At 41.6% G+C, this 22,878-nt stretch carries 22 protein-coding genes; 5 read left to right on the top strand and 17 right to left on the bottom strand.

Going from position 1 to position 22,878, the window contains the following annotated elements; all coding sequences use genetic code 11:
• Nucleotides 1-20: 20 nt before the first annotated feature.
• Together NWQ57_RS18925 and NWQ57_RS18920 are read right to left on the bottom strand one after the other, a co-directional pair.
• The gene (locus NWQ57_RS18925; protein WP_306023740.1) at nucleotides 21-887 is read right to left on the bottom strand and encodes a DUF4010 domain-containing protein; all 867 of its coding nucleotides are present in this window, start codon (nucleotides 885-887) and stop codon (nucleotides 21-23) included.
• 184 nt (nucleotides 888-1,071) lie between these two features.
• Nucleotides 1,072-1,446 (bottom strand): PH domain-containing protein, encoded by a 375-nt coding sequence (locus tag NWQ57_RS18920; protein WP_306023739.1) that lies wholly within the window; start codon nucleotides 1,444-1,446, stop codon nucleotides 1,072-1,074.
• A 104-nt stretch (nucleotides 1,447-1,550) separates the two neighbouring features.
• Here NWQ57_RS18920 and NWQ57_RS18915 point away from each other — a divergent pair, with 104 nt between their 5' ends.
• The 3 genes from NWQ57_RS18915 (at nucleotide 1,551) to NWQ57_RS18905 (ending at nucleotide 6,762) form a co-directional block, all read left to right on the top strand.
• On the top strand, nucleotides 1,551-2,546 hold the full coding sequence (locus NWQ57_RS18915) for a serine/threonine dehydratase (RefSeq protein WP_306023738.1): 996 nt from the start codon (nucleotides 1,551-1,553) through the stop codon (nucleotides 2,544-2,546).
• Between the two features lie 101 nt (nucleotides 2,547-2,647).
• The gene (locus NWQ57_RS18910) at nucleotides 2,648-4,297 is read left to right on the top strand and encodes an amidohydrolase (RefSeq protein WP_306023737.1); all 1,650 of its coding nucleotides are present in this window, start codon (nucleotides 2,648-2,650) and stop codon (nucleotides 4,295-4,297) included.
• 80 nt (nucleotides 4,298-4,377) lie between these two features.
• Nucleotides 4,378-6,762, top strand: coding sequence for a PilZ domain-containing protein (locus NWQ57_RS18905; protein ID WP_306023736.1), 2,385 nt, complete (start codon nucleotides 4,378-4,380; stop codon nucleotides 6,760-6,762).
• A gap of 23 nt (nucleotides 6,763-6,785) precedes the next feature.
• Here the strand turns inward: NWQ57_RS18905 and NWQ57_RS18900 are convergent, their stop codons facing one another.
• Nucleotides 6,786-7,271 (bottom strand): GNAT family N-acetyltransferase, encoded by a 486-nt coding sequence (locus NWQ57_RS18900; RefSeq protein ID WP_306023735.1) that lies wholly within the window; start codon nucleotides 7,269-7,271, stop codon nucleotides 6,786-6,788.
• Between the two features lies 1 nt (nucleotide 7,272).
• Entirely contained in the window at nucleotides 7,273-8,136 is an 864-nt protein-coding gene (locus NWQ57_RS18895) for an MBL fold metallo-hydrolase (RefSeq protein ID WP_306023734.1), read from the bottom strand.
• 77 nt (nucleotides 8,137-8,213) lie between these two features.
• On the opposite strand from NWQ57_RS18895, the gene NWQ57_RS18890 reads away from it, so the two are divergent.
• Complete coding sequence (locus tag NWQ57_RS18890; RefSeq protein WP_306023733.1) at nucleotides 8,214-9,965, top strand: Na+/H+ antiporter NhaC family protein; 1,752 nt, start codon at nucleotides 8,214-8,216, stop codon at nucleotides 9,963-9,965.
• Nucleotides 9,966-9,976: 11 nt separating this feature from the next.
• On the opposite strand, the gene NWQ57_RS18885 is transcribed toward NWQ57_RS18890, so the two are convergent.
• From NWQ57_RS18885 to NWQ57_RS18825, 13 genes are all read right to left on the bottom strand, one after another.
• On the bottom strand, nucleotides 9,977-10,189 hold the full coding sequence (locus NWQ57_RS18885) for a DUF1653 domain-containing protein (RefSeq protein ID WP_306023732.1): 213 nt from the start codon (nucleotides 10,187-10,189) through the stop codon (nucleotides 9,977-9,979).
• 122 nt (nucleotides 10,190-10,311) lie between these two features.
• Nucleotides 10,312-11,382: a DNA polymerase IV gene (gene dinB, locus NWQ57_RS18880; RefSeq protein ID WP_306023731.1), complete on the bottom strand. Its 1,071-nt coding sequence runs from the start codon at nucleotides 11,380-11,382 to the stop codon at nucleotides 10,312-10,314.
• Between the two features lie 181 nt (nucleotides 11,383-11,563).
• Nucleotides 11,564-11,797, bottom strand: coding sequence for a (Na+)-NQR maturation NqrM (gene nqrM / locus NWQ57_RS18875; protein ID WP_306023730.1), 234 nt, complete (start codon nucleotides 11,795-11,797; stop codon nucleotides 11,564-11,566).
• Nucleotides 11,798-11,809: 12 nt separating this feature from the next.
• Entirely contained in the window at nucleotides 11,810-12,826 is a 1,017-nt protein-coding gene (locus NWQ57_RS18870; RefSeq protein WP_306023729.1) for an FAD:protein FMN transferase, read from the bottom strand.
• 96 nt (nucleotides 12,827-12,922) lie between these two features.
• Entirely contained in the window at nucleotides 12,923-14,155 is a 1,233-nt protein-coding gene (gene nqrF / locus NWQ57_RS18865) for an NADH:ubiquinone reductase (Na(+)-transporting) subunit F (RefSeq protein WP_306023728.1), read from the bottom strand.
• Between the two features lie 27 nt (nucleotides 14,156-14,182).
• Nucleotides 14,183-14,791, bottom strand: a complete 609-nt coding sequence (gene nqrE, locus NWQ57_RS18860; protein ID WP_306023727.1) for an NADH:ubiquinone reductase (Na(+)-transporting) subunit E — start codon at nucleotides 14,789-14,791, stop codon at nucleotides 14,183-14,185.
• A 3-nt stretch (nucleotides 14,792-14,794) separates the two neighbouring features.
• The gene (locus NWQ57_RS18855; protein ID WP_306023726.1) at nucleotides 14,795-15,427 is read right to left on the bottom strand and encodes an NADH:ubiquinone reductase (Na(+)-transporting) subunit D; all 633 of its coding nucleotides are present in this window, start codon (nucleotides 15,425-15,427) and stop codon (nucleotides 14,795-14,797) included.
• A 12-nt stretch (nucleotides 15,428-15,439) separates the two neighbouring features.
• Nucleotides 15,440-16,195, bottom strand: a complete 756-nt coding sequence (locus tag NWQ57_RS18850; RefSeq protein WP_306023725.1) for a Na(+)-translocating NADH-quinone reductase subunit C — start codon at nucleotides 16,193-16,195, stop codon at nucleotides 15,440-15,442.
• Nucleotides 16,185-17,396: an NADH:ubiquinone reductase (Na(+)-transporting) subunit B gene (locus NWQ57_RS18845; protein ID WP_306023724.1), complete on the bottom strand. Its 1,212-nt coding sequence runs from the start codon at nucleotides 17,394-17,396 to the stop codon at nucleotides 16,185-16,187. Before NWQ57_RS18845 ends, NWQ57_RS18850 begins: the two co-directional genes overlap by 11 nt.
• Nucleotides 17,397-17,399: 3 nt before the next feature.
• Nucleotides 17,400-18,743: a Na(+)-translocating NADH-quinone reductase subunit A gene (locus tag NWQ57_RS18840; protein ID WP_306023723.1), complete on the bottom strand. Its 1,344-nt coding sequence runs from the start codon at nucleotides 18,741-18,743 to the stop codon at nucleotides 17,400-17,402.
• A 388-nt stretch (nucleotides 18,744-19,131) separates the two neighbouring features.
• Complete coding sequence (fabV, locus tag NWQ57_RS18835; protein ID WP_306023722.1) at nucleotides 19,132-20,310, bottom strand: enoyl-ACP reductase FabV; 1,179 nt, start codon at nucleotides 20,308-20,310, stop codon at nucleotides 19,132-19,134.
• 267 nt (nucleotides 20,311-20,577) lie between these two features.
• A complete protein-coding gene (gene bolA, locus NWQ57_RS18830; RefSeq protein ID WP_306023721.1) occupies nucleotides 20,578-20,898 on the bottom strand; it encodes a transcriptional regulator BolA in 321 nt (106 codons plus the stop codon).
• A 195-nt stretch (nucleotides 20,899-21,093) separates the two neighbouring features.
• Nucleotides 21,094-21,711 (bottom strand): alpha-ketoglutarate-dependent dioxygenase AlkB, encoded by a 618-nt coding sequence (locus tag NWQ57_RS18825; RefSeq protein ID WP_306023720.1) that lies wholly within the window; start codon nucleotides 21,709-21,711, stop codon nucleotides 21,094-21,096.
• A 31-nt stretch (nucleotides 21,712-21,742) separates the two neighbouring features.
• Here NWQ57_RS18825 and NWQ57_RS18820 point away from each other — a divergent pair.
• The coding region (locus NWQ57_RS18820; protein ID WP_306023719.1) for a methyltransferase at nucleotides 21,743-22,878 on the top strand (1,136 nt) is incomplete at its 3' end.

Raw genomic sequence — 22,878 nt, 5'->3', positions numbered from 1 at the left:
GCAAAACATAGATTTAGACCTTAACTAAATCCAACTTTTACAACAAGCAAGGTAAGCGCTGCGCTAATGACTAGTGCAGCGCTTATTACCGCAATCAGAAAACCCTTTTGCCCCAAGTTTGAGCCTTTATAGACCAGATATGATTTGCTCAATGTATTACCCAAAAGGATAATCAAAAATAGGCCTAAAGGCTCAATGTTGTCAGGGCTCAAAGTCCATTCGGTCATCACTGAAGCAAGAACCGCATGAGCTTCAAACAACGACACCAGCAAGGTACTGAAACTACGAGACGAACCAAATTCGTTACCCACAAAATGCATAGTCCAGATGATGGCTAAAATAAACAAAGACATCCTCAGCACATTTTTCCACACGATGGGATGATCATTCAGCAATTCAATATCTGCAGGAGGAGAGGTCGCCTGTTCAACCCTAAAACGTGGATGAGTGCTGGTATTGATATAAACCAGAACAAGTGCAAAAAAGACGAGTTGAACGACAAAAGGCAGATAGTAAATAATTGGCGCCGCGTCAGTTAGAAAATAGATGATAAAAATACATTCTGACAGCATTGCCATGATGGCCAGTACCAATGCCAGCAGCAAATCTTTGTCGGCGCTTGCCGAAAATTTTTGCTCATTGAGTACTTGCAAAAAAACAGCTGTACTCGATATAAACCCACCCAAAAAGCCTTGCAACTGAAAGCGACTGTTTTTGGCTAACAGATGAAAACTAAAAAAACTGAATAATTCTAAGCAGGCGATTAAGGGAACTATTTTGAGTAAGGGGTAGTAATGAGCCAACACAAATAACAAGGCAAGTACTGCCATATCAAACCAAAGGTGCGTATCTTTAAAATGGTAAGAGAGGGGTGTGTTGTGCGCCATATGTTTGCGTATTACCTTTTTTCAATGGTGTGACTCATACTGGTTCTAACAGTCAATGACAGAAATAACACATTATTGGGCCAAATAAGGCAGGTAAAACGTGTTTAGTAAAAAGATATCGAACTACCAAGCGAGGTCTTCAAGCTGTGTTTGGGTAGTTCGAACAGCAATACGCAGTTCGCTATTAGGCAAACATATAGGTAGCTAAAGTTTGCTGAATGCCTACCACGGTGTCTTTTTTTAATTCTTTAACAATAGGATTATCTTGTCCAGATACCCACACTTTAAGCTCTGCGTCCAAATCAAAATGACCTGCCGTTTCTAATTTAAACTGAGTGATGGCACGATAAGGAATTGAATGATAATCGACTTTACGGCCGGTCATCCCTTGTTTGTCTATCAATATTAAGCGCTTGTTAGTAAAGACATACATATCTCTAATGACTTTGAATACACGCTGAACCGACTCTGTTTCACCAATTATCGGCGCAAGTTCTTCGGCCACAGATTCGATATCAATTTCAGATGCATTGCCCAGTAAACCGTCTAATAAACCCATTGTGTCTCCTAAAAGTATTTTTAAATCACCATTAAAAATAAACTATATCACCATGTTAGACTATTGACCTGTCAATGATGCTCCTTTTAAAAAATAGACTAGCCATGCACTCTGTTACCTTTGATGATATACAATCCGCTCAACGCCGGATCCAGAGCTATATAAATAAAACGCCAATCCTTGAATCATCTTTACTCAATGAATGGTTAGGACATCGCATCTTATTTAAAGCGGAATGTTTACAAAAAGTGGGGGCATTTAAAATACGCGGTGCTTTAAATATGCTGCTTAAAGCCCAAGAAGAAGGGCGTTTAGCCAATCATATTGTAGCCAGCAGTTCAGGCAATCATGCGCAAGCAGTCGCTTATGCCGCTAAAATGCTTGGAGTACGGGCAACCGTGTACAGTGGGCAAAATATATCCCGTGTGAAAGCGGCTGCTACCCGATCTTATGGTGCAGATTTACGCTTAAGTGCAACCCGCAAAGAAGCCGACGAATTAGTGAAACAAGCGGCCACTGAGGCAAATACCCTGTGGGTTCCACCCTTTAATCATCCTGATATTATTGCCGGACAAGGTACTGTTGCGGCTGATGCACTTGAACAAACAGGCAGGGTAGATAGTATTTTTGCGCCACTTGGTGGTGGTGGTTTAGTGGCAGGTACGTATATTTGTGCCAAAAGTCTCTTCGCTGACTGTGCGGTTATCGGGGTAGAGCCAGCCTTAGGCAATGACGCTGCTCGTTCAGTAAAAGTAGGTAAGATACAATCCTTAGCCGACTCTCCTGCGACACTTGCTGATGGCGCCGCAACTTTGGCCGTTGGCGAGCATACTTTTCCGTTTCTACAACAACTTGATGCTATCCATGAAGTCGATGAAGAGAAAATTGCGTATTGGACTCAATGGCTGCAGCACCTACTAAAAATACACGTTGAACCTACATGCGCCATGAGTATGGACGCGGTATGCAAGTGGTTGGCAGACAAAACCAGTCCACAAACTGTATTAGTACTACTCTCAGGCGGTAATATTGATCAGCTCAAGATGCAGCAAATTTGGCACATAAACCATTTAGAGGTTCCGCCTAGTTTGTTGCTTTAAAGACTATTTTGTGACACAACATAGTCGATATGTTTGAACAGTTACCTAGAACTCTAAGCAACGACAAAACCAAGAATAACAAGATGAAATAGGGGAATACTATGAGAAATTGGTTGATGCTTGTCATCAGTTTAATGAGCTGTGTTGTATCTGCAGCGCCAACACAAATATCAAATGTAAGAGGTTATACACTAGACAATGACGGTCGACTGATTTCCTTTAGTAACCTCATTTTTGATGGCGGTAAAGTGATCGCCATCGGCAATCATGAACTCAATAATAAATATCCAGAAGCAAATAAGATTGATGGCCAAAACAAGGTATTGTTGCCGGGTCTAATTGACGCCCACGGCCATGTGATGGGCTTGGGAGAAACCCTACTCGAAGTTGACCTACGAGATATTGGCTCAGCGAATTTAGCGGCTCAGAAAGTCAGAGATTATGCCAACCAACACAGTGATTTAACTTGGATAACAGGCCGAGGGTGGAATCAAGTACTATGGCCTGACAAAGCCTTTCCTACCGCACAACAATTAGATGAGTATATTAGCGATCGGCCTGTTGTCCTCTCAAGGGTTGACGGTCATGCCAGTTGGGTAAATAGTAAGGCGCTAGCCCTCGCCGGTATTACCAAAGAAACCTTGGATCCGCCGGGTGGAAAAATTATTCGCGACCAAAGCGGCCAACCCACTGGAGTACTTATCGACAATGCTGATTTATTAGTGACCAGCCTTCTCCCTCGCACTTCAATCGACAGCATGAAAAACAAGCTAAACGCTGCAGGTGAACACTTACTATCTGTAGGGATAACAAGTACTCACGATGCTGGAATTAGCGAAGGTGTATACGATTATTATCAGCAACGTGTCGCTGAGCATTCTTTACCAGTGCGTATTTACCCAATGATTTCTGCTAGTGACCCTAATTTAAGCGCGCTGCTTCAAAAAGGCTTTGTACAAGACCAGTATGATTATTTATCCATTCGCAGTGTAAAAGCGTATGGTGATGGTGCATTGGGTAGCCGAGGTGCGGCATTATTAGCACCCTACTCTGATGCGCCACAAAACAGCGGGCTTTTACTCACCCGAGAGTCAGAATTTAAGCCTCTTTTTGATTTGGTTTTATCTCACGGCTTTCAACTGAATTTTCATGCCATTGGAGACCGTGCTAATCGGAAGGTTCTTGACCAATTTGAAGACAGTTTTAAACGAGTTGGAGGCCAGGATTTTCGCAACCGTGTCGAACATGCTCAGGTTGTATCGCTAGACGATATACCCCGATTTTTAAGCTTAAGTATTATTCCATCGATGCAACCGACCCATGCCACCAGTGATAAAAATATGGCAGAGGACCGGATTGGTAAAACACGCTTGAAAGGCGCGTATGCGTGGCACACGTTTTTAGAGCAGGGCTCCCCCTTGGCCTTTGGTTCAGATTTCCCAGTTGAATTAGCTAACCCATTTTTTGGCTTGCATGCCGCCGTCACCCGCCAAGATAGAGAAAATCAACCTGTTGGAGGTTGGATCCCTGAAGAGGCAATGACCATTACGCAAGCGTTTCGAGCCTTTACCCTCGATGCTGCATATGCAGCTCATCAAGATAAAATATTGGGTGGATTGACAGTGGGTAAATGGGCGGATTTCATTTTAGTTGACCAAGATATCTTTACCATAAAGCCACAAGATATTTGGCAAACTCAAGTATTACAAACATGGATTGGCGGTCAAATACGGTTCTCTAAAGCAGATTAATTTGAGCCCTGCTTAAAGTACAGTTCCCCAATCTAGTAATAGTTTACTTTTTGTTACAATAGGGTTAAATAAGCAGACTCTTGCAGAGTAAACAAAAAGAATGGAAAAGTTTAAGTTTGTCGAATTCACCTCTGACACCAACAGATAAGATCAGTGATGATGCGCTTGTTATAAAGCAATACAAGTCACTGATTAATAAGTTAATTCCCCTTCAGCAGGAAAATCGCCTGCTCGAAGGGCTGAATAAATTTTCTAGTCGCTTACCAAGTCGGGTGCGGAACATCATCAAAGACGAGGTGATTCGTCTTACTGCATTAACCGACGCCTCTGCTGATAATTCTGAATTTGCCAGATTCCCAGTATTAAAATTTAAACATTTTGGTATTGCTATGCGCCTAGATAAAGTAGGGCGAGAAATACTGCAACGAGAGACAAGCCGCTTTTTTGATCGCTACACGGTCGGTGTGTTTGAGTCAGTGATGAACTCAGAACACTATCAATCTTTTATCAAACAAGAACAGCATGAAAAGATTGTCAAAGCATTCAGTGTAGAGTCACAATATTTTAATGACATCGATTTTGCTGATGACTTAGCAATTCGCCCAAACTTCACCGTCTTCAGTCCCGCCTTTGATAAAGGTAAGGCCTGTACTCTGGCTTCGCTGTCTCATAAAACTATGGTGGTTGAAACTAAGCGCACACCCACTATTGATGCTGAACACAATGTATTTATTTTTACTTTCCCCAAGGTCGCAGGGTTTACCGAAAGACAAAGTGAACTGTCGTATAAATTAGAAGCCACTACGTTTAATAAGGAAATGTCGGTATTTGAATCAACTTTCAGTTTGTTACCGGCGACATCAAAAAAGATTGTCGAACGTCTGACTAACTATGTTAAGAGCTCAGTAAACCAATTTCCTTTACAAAGAGAATTAGAAATTGAACGTGTATTACAAAACTTAGAGCGTGACAGAATATTAGCGAATAGCCCTTGGATCCCTTTGTTTCTTGGTTATAAAGACGATCAGCTAAGGCCTTTATTTGAACTAATGACGCCGACGAATATTGAATATAACGAGCGATATTCAAATTTAACTGATTTACCTGCTCAGAAGATTTATGACAATTTAATTAAAGAGCTAGAAATTCAAAAAGAAAGTTTCCTCCTCAAAGGCGTTATTCAACATAAAAACCAAGAAATACATGTCGCCGCTACGCATCGGCAGTTAGCCACCAATGGATTGGTAAAACAGTTCATTGAACAGGCGACTCAGTCTGACAAGTTTAGCGTTATCCAGTACCGCTTAGAGTCTGTTAGTAATAGTCATAAATCCGTCGCTTTTGATATTCACGATATCATAGCCAGCGAATACAGTGAATTATCAGACATTACCCACATACTGTTTTGTAAAGATGTCAGCAATTGGATAGGTGATTTAAAAATAGCCGATCCAGAGCCGTTTAAGCCATTTCCCAAAGCGATTATTGATGACTTAACTCGTTGGCCTATCACTGCTGTGATGGAAGATCAGAGTGACCGACGCGCTGAGGCTCGGTATTTAATGAATGCTCCAGCGTTTATTAAAACAGGGCTCTTTACTCAGCATGAGGCGACCTTAAATGATTTGTCGGCTAGCGGGTTAAAATTGACATTACAAACACCCACAGAGATAGAATTTGACGAGATCATTAAGGTATCAATTAAGTCTCTTAAGTTAAGTGGGCAGAAGTATCAGATCGTTAAATACAATAAAACGTCCGGTATATTGCATCTGAAGTTACCGCCGCAATTGGTTAAGTCTGAAGGACAAAAATTACGCGGTTTATTTAATAACAATAGTGAATATTTCACTCAGCGAGATATGAGCATTCGCCAAAGAAATATTTTTCGCTTTTTGTGGGAACTCAGTATCCGTAATTTACCCTGTGCTTCAGTCCTCATTACCAATAACCGATTCACCATCGATCGCTTGAAAACGATTTATCACAAAGAAGATAGTTTTGATCTTAAACCCTTTGCTGTATTAGCAAACGAAGTGCCACTGCATGGATTTTTAGCCGATAAAGACGCCATTGGACCCAAGTCACAACTGCTTGAAGATATGCTCCGTAAAAACGTGAGAGATGCCCATGTAGTGCATGTTGAGCGCAGTAAAAATAAACAAATTATATTCGTCAATGAACAAGAATTTTTGTTTGGTAAAGTGCGAGGGCAAATTAGCGAACATGTCGCTAAAAATGCCGTTGAGCCTTTTATTACCCACTTAAGTGCGATGCGCTGTAAAGATCCCAACACCCCTTTAACGAGTAAACGGTTGGCGCAAATATCCAAGATAGACCTTAATATTTACACCAAGTTAAACACCATGCAAAAAGGTTATACCCACGTTTTATATATAACTAACGTGTCTTTATTTCACAGTGTGTTATTAAAATTTGGTATCTACCCTGATAAAACTAGCTAAAGGGCCAAGGTTGACTGCCTCCTTCAGTCTAAGACCATATAGAGACAATCTTGCATATTGGGGGGCAAATCTGCAGGATAAATTCTCGTCTTAAATCCTATCGCCGAGTAGGCACGCAAAGCAGGAGAATTGTCTTTATAAACAAACAATGAGGCTTCACGCTGTCCGTTAATTTGCACTGCCATTTCGAGTAAACCAAAAATAAGCTTTTTTACTAAACCTTGGTTTCTATGCTTTGGACTTACGACTAAACGTCCAAGGTGATGCCTGTCTAGCCGTAAATAGAATTGCCCAAACGCAACAACGCTATTGTCAGGGTCTAACAAACAATAAGAGCTAAGATGAGACTCTTGCAATAGGCTCATAAATGTTTCATCACTGATAGGATAATACATATTTGGCCCACCCCAAGTGAGCATTTGCTGCTGGTCACTAAACCAGCTTTTGACCGTCAATAAGTTTGAATCGGTAGCGAGTACCAATTGATACGAGCTACCAAGACAATCCATCTTATTGACCGTTATACAGGGTGCTGATCCACTTTTCTTCATTAATAAACTGCCAAGACCACGCTTTCCATTTATCGTCTAAGCCCGATGAAATTAAATCCCCTAAGCTGACGCCTTGGTCTTTTTTGGTTTTTATATAGGCCGCTGTCTCTACGATCATATCTAAGGCGCTTTGATAATCTGCTTTAGTAGCTAGTTTGCCGTGGCCAGGTATAATTTGAGTGTCTTCGTTCAACATCGCAATAAGACTGCGCACATTCTTAATATATCCGTCTACTGTGCCGCCACCATCTAAATCGATATAAGGGAAACGTCCTTGGAAAAATAAGTCCCCGGCGTGCAGTACATTGGCTTTTTCAAACCAAATGACGCTATCGCTATCAGTATGCCCCGCTGGTAAATGCGTGACCTTAATGGTTTCACCATTAAAATGTAAAGTAATACCTTCTGCAAAAGTCACCACAGGTAATGCCGCAGGTTTTACCTCCTTATCAGCTTGGAGGCGAGTACGAACATTATGGTGAGCAAAAATAGTTGTATCTTGAATCTCGCTAAAGTAGGCATTTGAACCAGTATGATCACCATGATAGTGAGTATTCACTACGTACTTCATTTTATTGCTTGAAATGTTGCCAATGGCCTTAGCAATTTTATCTGCTAATGGAGCAAATTGGTCATCAATAATCAAGATCCCATCATCGCCAGCAGAAACGCCGATGTTACCGCCCATGCCGGTGAGCATATAGACCGAATCATTTAAACGCTGGCTCTCTATTTTAGTTTCAGCAAAAGCATCCCGTGCTTCAGCGTTTACCATGCCTAATGAAGCCACTAGGCCAATAACAAGCATTAATTTTGTGCGCATTGTATATCCCTTTGTTTTTAAATAGTAAAAGTAAGTGATAGATTGTAGACCAAGCAAGTCATTAAAAAGAACTCAGCATGCCAAGCGTCAGCAAACAGTTTACCTTAGTTTTATGTGTAATCAGTATCGTAGCTGCGTTTTATGTTTATATTAACGTGCCACCCTCTTGGGTAGAGTCACAACTACGCTTCGAGACTTATACAGATAACAAGGGTAATTGGATGTATCAGGCGGGCGGAAAAACATTAAAGATAGACCAGATTGTTGATTATGAAAATTCGCCACTTCGCCAAAGTGCACTAACGCTAACCACCCAGCCCCCCGCCTTGAAGCAGCAGTGGGTGTGGTTATCAGATAGCTCAGAGTCAGCAGATGTGCAAGCTTCCAGCTTAGTGCTGTTAAAAGCTGATTTTCACTACGGTTTATGGTCTTTGTTGCCTGCATTTATTGCTATTTTGCTGTGCCTAATAACCAAGGAACCGTTTGTAGCCTTATTAAGTGGCATCGTGGTGGGGGCAATCATAATGGGGCAGTTTGATATTTTTAGTCAAGTGCTGATCCCCGCTGTCGGTACCACCAGCGCCGCTTCTATTTTAATTCTGTACTTGTGGTTATTAGGAGGGCTAATGGGTGTTTGGGGCAAAACAGGGGCTGCGCAGGCCTTTGCGGAATATATGAGTAAGCACTATGTAAAAGGCCCCCGCTCAGCTAAGTTAGTGGCTTGGTTTCTAGGTATTATTTTTTTTCAAGGCGGTACGATGAGTACTGTATTAGTGGGCACAACAGTGAAACCTATCGCTGACAAAGCTAAGGTTAGCCACGAAGAACTCAGTTACGTCGTTGATTCGACGGCATCACCCGTAGCAGCATTAATTGCATTTAACGCTTGGCCTGCATATATACAAGGTTTTTTATTCATTCCAGGTGTGGCCTTTCTTGCCACTGAAAGTCAGCGCGTCGCATTCTTTTTTGCTAGTGTGCCGTTTAGTTTTTATGCCATATTTGCCGTAATAGGCACGCTATTGTTAAGTTTAAACATCACTATCTTCAGTGGCCCCTTGTTAAAAAAGGCCTCAACTAGAGCCAGCACTACTGGTGAGTTAGATAGTAAAACCGCCCGTCCAATTAGTGCCAAAGAGTTACATAACACCAATGTACCAAAAGGATATAAAGCCAATCTGGTCGAGTTCTTATTACCTCTGGTAAGTTTGATTTGCGTGGCGGTAATCACCCATTTCAATATGGGCTCTCCTCAAATACATTGGGCATTTGCCACTGCCTTGTTTATTGCGGCCTCTATTGCATTGATTAAAGGCATGAGTTTGCATCAGCTTTTAGAGGGCTTAGGAGACGGCTTAAAAGGAGTCGTGTTTGCCTCGGTTATTCTCATGCTGGCCTTAACTATTGGCTTAATCAGCAGGCAGCTCGGTGGCGGAATTTTTTTAGTTGAATCACTAGGCGATCAAATACCGTTTTGGGCTCTGCCTCTTATATTGCAAGGCATGACCATGTTAATTGCATTTTCTACAGGAACAAGCTGGGGCACCTATGCCATTGCATTTCCCTTAGCCATGCCACTGGCTTGGTCCTTAGCGCAATCTCAAAACCTAGCTCATCCTGAGCTGTATTTAATGATTTGTTTTGCTACGGTACTTAATGGCAGTGTATACGGCGACCAGTGTTCGCCCATTTCTGATACCACTATATTAAGTGCCATGACCACGGGTTGCGATTTAATGGATCACGTTAAGAGTCAAATCCTACCTGCTAGTTATGCAGCAATGTTAGCAGGACTCTGTTGGACACTTAGTGCACTAATATTGACCTAAATTTACCACGCTTAGTTTTCGATATAGCTAAATCGAGGGGTTGGTACACCATCAAGCAATACCGACTCGGTAAACATCGATAAAGGTCTTACCCACAAACCTTGATCGCCATAAAGAGGCCGATACACCACTAACTCAGATTTATCCTCTGAATGTTGTGCTACCCCCAGTACTTCATAATCATTACCCTTGTAATGACGGTATTTACCCTTTGGTATGTCCACTTGGATTCCTTTTAGTTTTTCACATAAAACACTGACTAATGTGATGTAAATCTTAAAATGATGCTTGCTCTAGGCTAATTCAACGTATGATGATGACTAACAACACAAACCTTGCTAAAACCCTAGATTGAACCAGTTAAATTAAAATCAAAAGTGAGCTGCTGAACCTGACTGTCTGCTAATAAGCTAACGTGCAATCCCACTAAACGAATTCCTCTGCCGGCGCTTCGTGCTAAGGCCTCTGCAAGTAGTTCATCGAAATATTGCTCATTCAATATATGACAACGATGCTCCACTGTAGTTTGCTGAAAGTCACTGAATTTAATTTTTATACCTTGGCTTTGTATGCGAAGATCTGGGCTCGATTTTATTAAGCGCTTTTTAAGCATGGGGAATAAGGTATGAGTGACGGCTCTGCAATCATCCATACTTGTAATATCTTGAGATAAGGTGCGTTCGACCCCAACCGACTTTCGTTGTCGATCAACCTGTAATTCACGTTCATCTTCGCCATGACTTCTTGACCATATCACTAAACCAAATTTACCAAATCGTTTAATCAAATCGTCAAACGGAAATGTTCTGATGTCTTCACAGCTATAAAGGCCCATCTTATTTAGTTTCTCTAGTGTCACCTTCCCTACCCCAGGAATTTTACCTAAGGGCAGCTTTCTGACAAAGTCGTCTAATTTTGTTGGCGGGATGACACATATACCGTTAGGTTTGTTTTCATCGCTGGCTATTTTGGCGACAAATTTACAAGGAGCGACACCAGCAGAAGCAGTTAATTGGGTTTCATTGTAAATAGCTTGGCGAATATCTTGCGCGATTAAAGTAGCACTTCCGCCATATAAGGTAGACTCACTGACATCGAGATAAGCTTCGTCCAAAGATAATGGTTCTATTTTATCCGTGTAGCGGCTAAATATAGCGCGAATTTGTTGAGATATTTGGGCATAAACGTCCATCCGTCCTGGCGCTAACACTAAGTTTGGACAAAGTTTAAAGGCATGTGCTGTTGCCATTGCAGAACGCACCCCAAATTGACGGGCGATATAATTACAAGTTGAGATTACGCCACGCCTGTCCTGGCTTCCACCAATCGCTAAGGGAACATTTTGTAGATCAGGATTGTCACGCATCTCTACGGCTGCATAGAAACAATCCATATCGATGTGTATGATTTTTTTCATAAGCACAAACACTGTTTATTATTACAGTATTTTGCAACACTGATATTACAAGTCAATACAAATTCTTGTGAAATCATCCATGTTTATTCATATCAAGCAGTATTGTGCGCTTAAATCAAATGCCATAAAAAAGCCGATAACAACGTACCGGCTTAGGTGTTAACTAAAAAAGTATTAGGCATTATAGTATTTGATTTTTCTTCCACTCGTTAAGTTTTTCTTGGCGCTGCTCTTCTTTTTCCATGCGGGCTTTCTTTCGATCACAAGGTTCCGGACAATCACAGGCTTTTGCAATACCCAATGCGCCAAGACCACCACAACTGCCACTAATTGTTTTTTTCTGCACCCAATAGCCCACTGACATAGCGGCAACCACTATGACAAAAAACACGAATGCTAAAATAAAAGTACTCATAATAAATCCTGTTTAATATTCAGTGACGATTTTGTCGAACATAGGACTAGTATACTCTTTAAATTCATCCCCTTCTTTAGTTATCAATAATACTGCGATCTGATTTTCAGCAGCCAATGCTAACGCCTTGTCTTTACCCATTATACTTAGCGCTGTTGCTAAACCATCTGCCGTCATACAAGAAGGATCGACAACCGTTACCGATACCAAATTATGGGTAATGGGTTTGCCGGTGGAGGGGTCAATTAAATGAGAGTACCTGACTCCATCAACCTCAAAGTAATTTCGATAATCGCCTGAGGTCGCTATGCCATTATTGCCGACACTGATAATCCGCTCAACAGCCCTTTCTTGTGTAATCGGCTTTTCTATGGCCACCCGCCAATCAGCCCCATTAATTTTTTTTCCTGAGAGGCGCATCTCACCACCAATCTCAACTAAGTAATTTACTATGTGATGCTCATCTAGTAGCTCTGCGACAAGATCTACGCCGTAACCTTTAGCTATAGTAGATAAATCAACATATAAAGTAGGCTCAGTTTTGCTTGCACTCGTTGTAGTCAGTAGCAACTTGTCTAAGCCAGTTCGCGCTTTTACATTGGCGACAAGTTCCTCGCTAGGCGCCCTTTCAGGTCTAGCTTCTGGTCCAAACCCCCACAAGTTGACTAAAGGTCCAACGGTGACATCTAGGACGCCTTTACTCAGGGCGCCGAGACGCTTAGCTTCTTCCATCACTTTTAATGTTTGAGGTGATAATGGAAATGGTTCGGTACTATGCCACTGATTAAAGCGAGATAGCTCTGAATCAGCCATGTAGGTCGACATAAGTTTATTCACCTGTAGTAGCGCTGAATCTATTTCTTGTTGCAACTTTGCCGACTCAATATTGCCGTTTGGTACATATTTAATATTGTAAACGGTCCCCATAGTAGGACCGCTGAGATATATTTCAGCTTGGTTGGTGGGAGAACACTGACTGAGTAAAACCACCAACAAAACACTGACCAATGACCTAATGCCGAGATACATAGTAGATTTCCACTTACAATTTTAAACTAAAGAAAAAGGGGCTCTCGCCCCTTTTAACTATTTTTACTTACAGTGACTTTGCATTAAGCGAAGATCTTAGCCACCAAAGTCATCTAACATGATGTTTTCGTCTTCAACACCTAACTCTTTCAGCATGTTAATCACTGCTGCGTTCATCATGGGTGGTCCACACATATAGAATTCACAATCTTCAGGTGCGGGATGCTCCTGCAAGTAATTTTTTAATAATACTTGGTGAATAAAACCAGTGTAACCTTCCCAGTTATCTTCAGGTTGAGGATCTGACAATGCAACGTGCCATTCAAAGTTTTCGTTTTCTTTGGCTAGCATGTCAAAGTCTTCTACATAAAACATTTCGCGCAATGAACGAGCGCCATACCAAAAGGTAATTTTACGATCAGTTTTTAAGCGACGTAGTTGGTCGAAAATGTGTGAGCGCATCGGCGCCATACCAGCACCACCACCAACGAATACCATTTCTGCTTTTGTTTCTTTTGCAAAGAATTCACCGAAAGGACCAGAAATAGTCGCTTTGTCTCCTTCTTTTAAGCTCCAGATATAAGACGACATTTTACCAGCTGGAAGCGTAAGATTATTAGGTGGCGGCGTAGCGATACGCACGTTCAACATAATAATACCCTCTTCCTCGGGGTAGTTGGCCATTGAATAAGCGCGGATTGTCTCTTCATCAACTTTTGATTCTATGTTAAAGAAGCCAAAACGTTCCCAGTCTCCACGGTATTTTTCAGGTACGTCAAACTCACTATACTTAACGTGGTGCGCTGGTGCCTCAATTTGAATATAGCCACCTGCTTTGAACGGAACACTTTCGCCATTTGGAATCTTAAGTTTAAGTTCTTTGATAAAGGTGGCTTTGTTGTCATTAGAAATAACTTCACAATCCCATTTTTTGATACCAAAAATCTCTTCTTCTAACTCAATTTCCATATCTTGTTTGATAGACAACTGACAAGACAAACGGCAACCATGTTTCGCTTCTTTTTTACTTATGTGGTCAAGCTCGGTAGGCAGAATTTCACCGCCACCAGACGTAACATCAACTCGGCACTGCCCACATGAGCCACCACCACCACAAGCTGAAGATACAAAGATGCCATTATTCGCTAATACGCCTAATAACTTGTCGCCAGATTGTGCCGTGATACGTTTATTTGGGTCACCATTGATGGTGATAGTGATATCGCCTTCTGGTACTAGTTTCGATTTTGCAAACATAATGATTGCAACCAAAGCCAATACGATGACGATGAACATGCCAACACCAAGGTATATTTCATTTGGATTCATTTAATAATTACTCCTACTCGATGTGGTTTACAGTGAAATACCAGTGAAAGACTGGAAGCCTAAGGCCATTAAACCCGCGATCATAAACACTGAACCTAATCCTCTGATGCCTTCTGGCATGTCAGCGTATTTCAGTTTTTCACGCACCGCTGCCAATAAGGTGATTGCAATCGCCCAACCTAAACCACTACCGATACCATAAACAATACTTTCACTGAAGTTGTATTCACGTTGTACCGCGAACGCCACACCACCGAAGATAGCGCAGTTAACGGTAATTAAAGGTAAGAAAATACCTAACGCGTTGTACAAAGCAGGGAAAAACTTATCTAGGGTCATTTCCAAAATTTGTACTAACGCAGCTATTACGCCGATGAAAGTCAAAAAGCTCAAAAAGCTAAGGTCAGCATCAGGAAACCCTGCCCATGCTAAGGCACCAGGAGCAAGAATATTTACATAGATAACTTGGTTGACAGGTACAGAGATACCTAAAACCACGATAACCGCTACGCCTAAACCCATGGCAGTTTTAACTTTTTTCGATACCGCCAAAAAAGTACACATACCTAAAAACAAAGACAAGGCCATGTTCTCGATGAACACGGATTTGACGAAAATACTAATGTAATGTTCCATGAATTACTCCTTCGGCTCGACTTGTTCAGGACGAATAGTACGAATCACCCAAATTAAACCAGCAATCAAGAAGAATGAGCTAAAAGGTAAAATTAACAAACCGTTTCCTTGATACCAACCGCCATTTTGAACTAGTGATAACACTTCAAAGTTCAAAATAGTACCGAAGCCAAATAGTTCTTTAATTGTGCCGATAATAATAAGAACCAGCGAATAGCCCAGACCGTTACCGATACCGTCTAAAAACGACATAAAGGGTGGACTCTTCATGGCATAAGCTTCAGCTCGACCCATAACGATACAGTTAGTAATGATTAATCCAACAAACACCGAAAGCTGCTTTGATATTTCATAGCTGTAGGCCTTCAGAATTTGGTCAACCACGATTACCAGTGAAGCAATGATAGTCATCTGAATGATGATTCGTACACTCGAAGGAATCTGATTCCGAATTAACGAGATAAAAAGATTAGAAAACGCAGTTACCGTAGTAAGAGCCAAACCCATTACCAAAGCAGTTTCTAATTTTGTAGTAATTGCTAGTGCAGAACAAACGCCCAGAACTTGCAATGCGATAGGGTTATTGTCCAGGATTGGCCCGAACAGTACCTTTTTCATTTCTTTAGTTTCAGCCATTGTACAAAGCCCTTATGATTTCCAAGTCTGATTTTTGAGGAACGGTCCGTAACCATTATCGCCTGCCCAATAATCAAGTGTATTTTGTACACCGTTACTGGTTAAAGTAGCTCCCGATAAGGCATCAACCACATAGTCGCTGGACGAGTCAGCATTCTTCTTTACTTGAATAGCCACTTCGCCATCCTTATAAAGTTTTTTGCCGTCCCATTGTGCTTTCCAGCTGGGGTTTTGTACTTCGCCGCCTAATCCAGGCGTTTCTTTTTGCTTGTAATAGACCAACTGACGAATGGTATTACCATCAACGTCTAATGCTAAGTAGCCATACATCATATCCCACAAGCCACTACCATTCACAGGCAATATAATGCGATTTACCGCACCAGCTTCATCTTTAACCAAAAAGACATTTGCTACACTTGAGCGATATTGGAAGCCAACATTGCTGTTTTCAACTTTAACGCTGTAGTCTTCTTTCTTAGCTGCCTTATACATATCAAAGTCATCACTTACTTCGACATATTTGCCGGTGCTCAGGTCAACAAAGCGCTCTTCAACGTATTTGTCAAAAGCACAAGCAACATTACAATCGCTTGTGACAGGTAAACCAGCAGCTTCAATAATATTTGATTTTTGGTCTAGATCAGCGTTCGTTTCTTGCAAGCTACGTAAACCAACAGCCGCACCCGAAACAATAATTGAACATACCAAACAGACGGCTAGTACAACGCCTATCGTTTTACCTAAAGTTTCTTTTTTAGCCGACACGTGCCATCCTCCGTTTTATATTGCTTTGGGCAACAAAGTAATCAAATAAGGGTGCCCATAAATTTGCAAACAATATCGCTAACATCATACCTTCAGGGAAGGCGGGGTTGATTACGCGGATCATAATACACATCGCACCAATCATAATTCCGTATGCCCATTTACCAGTGTTAGTAAACGACGCGGAAACCGGATCTGTAGCCATAAAGAACATACCGAAAGCAAAGCCACCAGTAACTAAATGCCAGTACCAAGGCATTGCAAACATGGCGTTGGTATCACTTCCAATAAGGTTGAGCAATAAACTGAAGGCTGCCCCACCGAGTAACACTCCGAGTACTATCCGCCAAGACGCAATGCGTAGATAGATAATAAACAAACCGCCTAACATTATGGCCAAGGTTGATACTTCACCCATTGAACCTTGAATATTACCCAAAAATGCATCCCACCAGTCTGCATTAATGCTCCAATCACTTACTGATCCAGATGCAGCTTTACTTAACCAAGTAGCACCAGAGAAGCCGTCAGCGGCAGTCCAAATGGCATCACCTGAAATTTGTGCAGGGTAAGCGAAGTACAAAAACGCACGACCAGACAAAGCTGGGTTCAAGAAGTTACGACCCGTACCACCAAATACTTCTTTGGCAATAACCACACCAAAGGTGATACCCAAGGCAACTTGCCATAGCGGAATCGTGGCAGGTAGCGTTAAGGCAAATAATACCGAGGTAACAAAGAAACCTTCGTTGATCTCGTGCTTACGTACTGATGCAAACAGCACTTCCCAAAAACCACCAACAATGAAAGTAACGGCATAAACAGGAATGAAGAAACAAGCTCCGTATAAGAACATGGCTAAACCGCCAGTACTTTCCAAGCCTATCTGACCACCTAAAGAAGCAAACAAAGCCGCCTGCCACATATCAGGCATCGCACCCGCACCTGCTAAAATAGCGTTATGTGCTTGGTGTCCGATATTATACATACCGTAAAACATGGCTGGAAACGTTGCCATCCATACCATAATCATAATACGTTTTAGATCGATGCTATCACGTACGTGAGTATTGGCTTTATTTACCTTACCTGGGGTATAAAAAATAGTTGCTGCCGCTTCGTACAAAGCATAAAACTTTTCGTACTTACCGCCCGCTTCAAAATCAGGTTCAATCTTTTCTAAATACGCTTTTAAACCCATGACTTAACCCTCTTTCTCAATCTTATCAAGACAATCACGCAAGATAGGCCCGTAGTTATATTTGCCTGGGCAAACATAGGTACACAATGCCAAATCTTCTTCGTCTAGTTCTAAGCACCCTAGTGTCTGCGCACCATCAGTATCGCCAGCGATCATATCTCTGAGCAATAAAGTAGGCAGAATATCAAGGGGCATAACCCGCTCGTAGTTTCCAATTGGTACCATTGAACGGTCAGAACCATTAGTTGTTGTGGTCATATTAAACAGACGTTTAGGATTCAAGTGAGCAAGATAGGCTCTTGTCACTGAGTGCTGATTTGCACCAGGCTTTATCCAGCCAAACAATTCTTTTTCACGACCTTCACGCAATACTGAAACTTGTACGTGGAAACGACCTAAGTATCCGTGAACGCCGGTGGCTTTGTTACCCATCAACACCGATCCAGAAAGGACTCTTAAATCCCCTTCATTGATCTCGTTTGCAGTTAATTGAGCAAGATCAGCACCTAATAGTGTTTTCACTAAGCGAGGCACTTTCACTTCCGGACCTGCAAGCGATACAACACGGGTTGAATCAAGCTCACCAGTTGTGAACAAGTGACCGATAGCAATTACGTCTTGGTAACCGACATGCCACACTTTTTTATTGGCACCAACACCGTCCAAATAATGGATATGTGTACCCACCAAACCAGCAGGGTGAGGACCAGCAAACTGATTAACCGAAACTTTACTCACTGAGCCAGTTGGAATAGTTGCATCAGGCGCTTTGCCTACAAAAACTTTACCTTCTGTTAGCTGACTTATCACCTGCAAACCATTAACAAAATCTTCACTGCGCTGAGCAATAATGACTTGTGGGTCAGCGGCAAGTGGATTGGTATCCATTGCGCTAACAAATATTGATTTAGGTTTGCTATCTAAGGCGGGAGACTTGCTAAATGGACGAGTGCGTATTGCTGTCCACAAACCAGACTTCACTAACTGCTCTTGCACCTTAGTGGCGTCAAGAGAAGCAAGCTCAGACTGACTATACTTAGAAAATACTTCGCTTTCGTTACCGTCGATTTCGATAACCACAGATTGCAAAACTCGTTTTGCACCGCGATTAACCTCAACCACTTTTCCGGCAGCAGGAGCAGTGAATAATACGCCGGGGTTCTTTTTATCTTCAAAAAGAACTTGACCTTTTTTCACTACATCGCCTTCTTGGACATGCATCGTAGGACGCATGCCAATATATTCTTCCCCCAAAATAGCAACCCGGCTTACCTGATTGCCCTCATGGATAGTTTGTTGTGGCACTCCCTCGATGGGGAGGTCTAGCCCTTTCGTGATTTTTATCATAAGCAATTGCACTACTCTATTTAATACACAGCACGATTAGACTCTTGTTGTTACACCCTATGAGCCCAACTAAAAATCTAATCGTGATGTGTCTTGTATTAACTCCGCTGAAATAGCCCGCGGCTCTATGATTTGCTACCTTGCTCTTGCTTTATTTATTCTTAAAGCCCTAAATAAAGATCAACCCCTAAAGATTAGCAAGGGAATTTTAGCACCAACCCAAGCCTATCTGCCATGCAAATTATTGTTTAAACACTTTTTTTATGTACTTTTTATGTATTTATATCAAATTTTCAATTTATTTGGCGGCGCAATCTAACACAAAAGACGCAAGAATAAAAAACCGCTAGAAAGCGGTTTTCTATTTTTATCTATCAAAAGTTACATTTTACCATTCAACTAAGGGTTCAACATCGGCATCATAATCAACGCCTTCAATGTCAAAACCAAAAAGGCGTAAAAATTCATGATGATAACCAGCATAATCACTTAATTGGTGAAAATTATCCTGTGTCACCTGATCCCACAATGATTTGATTTTAGCTTGGGTACTGTCATTGGTTTCTTTTGCGTTCATGTACAAACGTCCCAGATCATCAGTATCCGGCTGTTCTTTAACGAGTTTCTCAGCAAATAAATCGTAGATTTGTTCTATACAGCCTTGATGTGTGCCTTCTTCTTTCATCACTTTATAGATGAGAGAAATATACAGAGGCATAACCGGTATAGCCGAACTAGCTTGAGTTACTAAGGCTTTTAAAGACGACACATAAGCCTGAACCTTTTTATCCGCTTTGGTCTTAGTAATAGCGGCCGCAGCACGGTCTAGGTCTTCTTTAGCGCGACCAATAGTAGCTTGACCATAAATCGGCCATGTTAATTCTTTACCCACGTAGGTATAAGCTGTGGTTTTGCAACCCTCAGCAAGCAAATCAGCTTCAGCTAGTGCGTTTAACCATAGCTCCCAATCTTCGCCACCCATGACTTTAATCGTTTGTTCGATCTCTTCATCATTAGCAGGTTCTAGTTCAATTTCATGCACTAGATTTTTATCAGTATCATAGGTTTTGGTTTTATAGCTTTGCCCCACTGGCTTTAGTGTTGATTTATACACTTCACCTGTCTCTGGATCCGTTCTACGGGGAGAAGCCAAGCTATAAATAACCAAATCAACTTTGCCCATATCAGCTTTTAATGTATCGATAACCTGCTGTTTCATTTCCTTGCCAAAGGCGTCACCGTTCAGCGTATTGGCATACAAGCCAGCAACTTGAGCTTCTTGATGAAAAGCGGCCGTGTTGTACCAACCAGCAGTGGCCGTTTTTCTATCACTGGGCGGTTTTTCAAAGCACACACCTAAAGTATTCGCACCACCAGCAAACGCGGCAGTAATTCTTGAAGCAAGTCCGTAACCAGTCGAACATCCGATAACCAATACGTTTTTTGGTGGATTATTTAACTCACCTTGTGCTTGAACATAAGCTATTTGCTGTTTTACGCTCGCTGCACAGCCAATAGGATGCGCATTCGTACAAATAAAGCCTCGAATTTTGGGCTTAATAATCATGTTTTTTCCCTACTATTTTTAACTGGCGTTAGTCTACTCGTTCAAAACAAAATAACAGATCTGAACAGCTACAGTGATGCCTACTATCTCAGCAATTAGCTGCAATTTGTCTTTATTATCTACTATATTGGCTGAAAATACACAGTCAAAACGAGCTGAAATTCTACCAACACGGCACAACAAGCTGTTTTAGAAAAAATGAAATAAAAGAAGCGAAGCGTCGGCGCTAACTGCCAAGAGACAACAGATAGCGCACTTTAGCTTCGTTTAGGCTTGATTTCGCATGCCACCCAGGCATTTGGGGGAGTCAGGTGCGGCGCCATATAGATGGTGCCATTCATCATGAGTGTAGGTATGCAGAGCTAGAGCATGAATATGGTGAGCTAACTCTTCTTTTAGAACGGCATTGACCGCTCGATGACGATTTATGAGCCGCTCTCCGGCAAATTTTGGGGTGACTAACACGACTTTAAAATGGCTCTCTGAACCACTTGGTACATTATGCATATAGCTTTCATTAATCACCTCTAAATGCGCGGGTTCGAAGTGTTCAAGTAGCTTTTTTTCGATGTTGTTTTGAATATTCATTTATTCTCCCTGAGACCAAAGTTATCTAAACACGTTAACCAACTAGTGGTTTTGGCTATGAGTGGCCTACTTCTTAAATTTAGTCCTAATTACCCACTAAAAAAATCAGTTTTTGACTATTTTTCGATATTTGATGCTAAGCCATTGAGCCATAGTGAGTTATTTTTTTGCTTGTCAAAAAAGCCCAATACCACCTTAATTAATAATACTGCGGAACGTCAGATTAATCCTTCCCAATAGCGGCCTTTTTGTTTTAGCAATGCCATGCAGCCAACATTCTTGAGTTTTTCCCTTCATAATCAATAAGCTACCCGATGCCAATGGTAAGCGCAGTTTTTCTTTACTGTGTTTATGAGCAAAAACTAAGGTGCGCTCCTGCCCCAAACTCAGGGAAGCAATACAAGGCCTGTGTCCAAGTTCAGGTTCATTATCTGCATGCATACCCATGCTATCTTGTCCGTCTCGATACCAATTAGCTAACACTGAATTAAACGAATGTTGTGTTTTATGCTCACATAATGCTTTTAGCTCAAGCAGTGAACCAGTCCAGTTATTGGGTTGCATACTTAAATTTGAGTATCGATAGCTGGCATCATCATCCCCATACCACGCTTGTAAACGGGGCACTTTAAACAACTTTCCGAATAATTGAATGTGTTCTTCGCGCCAAGTCAATTGTTGGCTAAGCACATTAAAGTAATGTAGCGCTTGGTCAGCAAGCAAAAAACTAGGATAATAGCTGACATCTGCATCCTTCATATTGAGTTGAATGCCTTCGTCTACTCCTTGCGTATCAAAGAGTTCTTGTTGCATACCTTAGACCCTCACAGAGGTAATATAATTAATGAAAGCCAGTTTAACTCTGTTAGATAAGAGCCTGACACTTCTTCGATACCCACCACAACTACAGCATCCTAGTTGGCAGGCTTGGGATGCCGCAGACGAATACCTGATAGAGTATGTTCAGTCTTTACCCTCATATTCAGCGCAAAGCACCATCAGTATTTACAATGATGATTTTGGCGCCCTAGCCTGCTGGTTTGCCGCTCACCATATAAGTTGGATCAGCGATTCATTTGTTGCTCGTCAGTCCTGTCTGATGAATCTGACTAAAAATGGACTACAAACAGACACTATACGCTTCAATCACTGCTTGGATCTTATTGAAACACCTAGTGATATAGTGCTGATTAAAGTTCCTAAAACTACCGCTTTGCTTGAGCAACAACTTATCGCCCTACAAAATATTGTCACACCGACAACCCAAATAATTGCGGCAGGTAAGATCTTGGCTATTCAAAAATCTACCTTAGCGTTATTTGAAAAATACCTTGGCCCCACCACTACCTCATTAGCCAAGAAGAAGGCTAGACTCATCTTTTGTCAGCCCACCACAACGTTAAAGCATAACTCTCCATATCCCACCGTTTGGTCGACTGAAAAACCCGAATTTCGCTTAATCAATCACGCTAATGTGTTTTCACGCCAGCAATTAGACATTGGAGCTCGCTTTATGCTTGAGCATCTTCCGAAGGTAGGCAATAAAACACTCATCGATTTAGGTTGCGGAAATGGTGTACTCGGTTTGCATGTTTTGCATAACAATCAGCAGGCTCGCGTTATCTTTGTTGATGAGTCTTACATGGCCATTGACTCTGCAAGAGAAAACATAAAAAACAATTTACCTGATGCGTTGACACGCTGTGACTTTATTGTCAGTAACTGTCTTGATGAATATTTACAAAACTCACGCTATGAACCTGTAGACTTCGTATTGTGTAACCCACCTTTTCATCAACAAAATACCATTACCGACCATATCGCTCTGCAAATGTTCAGTGACGCTAAAAAGGCGCTCACTTCTGGCGGCGAACTTATCATTGTTGGCAATAGGCATTTAGACTATCCGGCAAAATTAAAACGCATGTTTGGTGGAGTCAAGCATACCGCAAGTAACCAAAAGTTTAGTATTTACACGGC

The organism is Paraglaciecola sp. (assembly GCF_030730205.1).
Taxonomy (GTDB): Bacteria; Pseudomonadota; Gammaproteobacteria; order Enterobacterales; family Alteromonadaceae; genus Paraglaciecola.
The sequence above is the reverse complement of the archived record's forward strand: the minus strand, read 5'-3'. Positions and strand labels throughout refer to the sequence as shown.

Bases quoted from the DNA above. Each gene is read 5' to 3' on its own strand.
- NWQ57_RS18825 (WP_306023720.1), bottom strand. From the start codon at position 21,711: ATGCAACAAGAACTCTTTGATACGCAAGGAGTAGACGAAGGCATTCAA.
- NWQ57_RS18845 (WP_306023724.1), bottom strand. From the start codon at position 17,396: ATGGGTTTAAAAGCGTATTTAGAAAAGATTGAACCTGATTTTGAAGCG.
- fabV (WP_306023722.1), bottom strand. From the start codon at position 20,310: ATGATTATTAAGCCCAAAATTCGAGGCTTTATTTGTACGAATGCGCAT.
- bolA (WP_306023721.1), bottom strand. From the start codon at position 20,898: ATGAATATTCAAAACAACATCGAAAAAAAGCTACTTGAACACTTCGAA.
- NWQ57_RS18855 (WP_306023726.1), bottom strand. From the start codon at position 15,427: ATGGCTGAAACTAAAGAAATGAAAAAGGTACTGTTCGGGCCAATCCTG.
- NWQ57_RS18840 (WP_306023723.1), bottom strand. From the start codon at position 18,743: ATGATAAAAATCACGAAAGGGCTAGACCTCCCCATCGAGGGAGTGCCA.
- NWQ57_RS18925 (WP_306023740.1), bottom strand. From the start codon at position 887: ATGGCGCACAACACACCCCTCTCTTACCATTTTAAAGATACGCACCTT.
- NWQ57_RS18915 (WP_306023738.1), top strand. From the start codon at position 1,551: ATGCACTCTGTTACCTTTGATGATATACAATCCGCTCAACGCCGGATC.
- NWQ57_RS18870 (WP_306023729.1), bottom strand. From the start codon at position 12,826: ATGTATCTCGGCATTAGGTCATTGGTCAGTGTTTTGTTGGTGGTTTTA.
- nqrF (WP_306023728.1), bottom strand. From the start codon at position 14,155: ATGAATCCAAATGAAATATACCTTGGTGTTGGCATGTTCATCGTCATC.
- dinB (WP_306023731.1), bottom strand. From the start codon at position 11,382: ATGAAAAAAATCATACACATCGATATGGATTGTTTCTATGCAGCCGTA.
- NWQ57_RS18900 (WP_306023735.1), bottom strand. From the start codon at position 7,271: ATGGATTGTCTTGGTAGCTCGTATCAATTGGTACTCGCTACCGATTCA.
- nqrE (WP_306023727.1), bottom strand. From the start codon at position 14,791: ATGGAACATTACATTAGTATTTTCGTCAAATCCGTGTTCATCGAGAAC.
- NWQ57_RS18920 (WP_306023739.1), bottom strand. From the start codon at position 1,446: ATGGGTTTATTAGACGGTTTACTGGGCAATGCATCTGAAATTGATATC.
- NWQ57_RS18895 (WP_306023734.1), bottom strand. From the start codon at position 8,136: ATGCGCACAAAATTAATGCTTGTTATTGGCCTAGTGGCTTCATTAGGC.
- NWQ57_RS18890 (WP_306023733.1), top strand. From the start codon at position 8,214: ATGCCAAGCGTCAGCAAACAGTTTACCTTAGTTTTATGTGTAATCAGT.
- nqrM (WP_306023730.1), bottom strand. From the start codon at position 11,797: ATGAGTACTTTTATTTTAGCATTCGTGTTTTTTGTCATAGTGGTTGCC.
- NWQ57_RS18910 (WP_306023737.1), top strand. From the start codon at position 2,648: ATGAGAAATTGGTTGATGCTTGTCATCAGTTTAATGAGCTGTGTTGTA.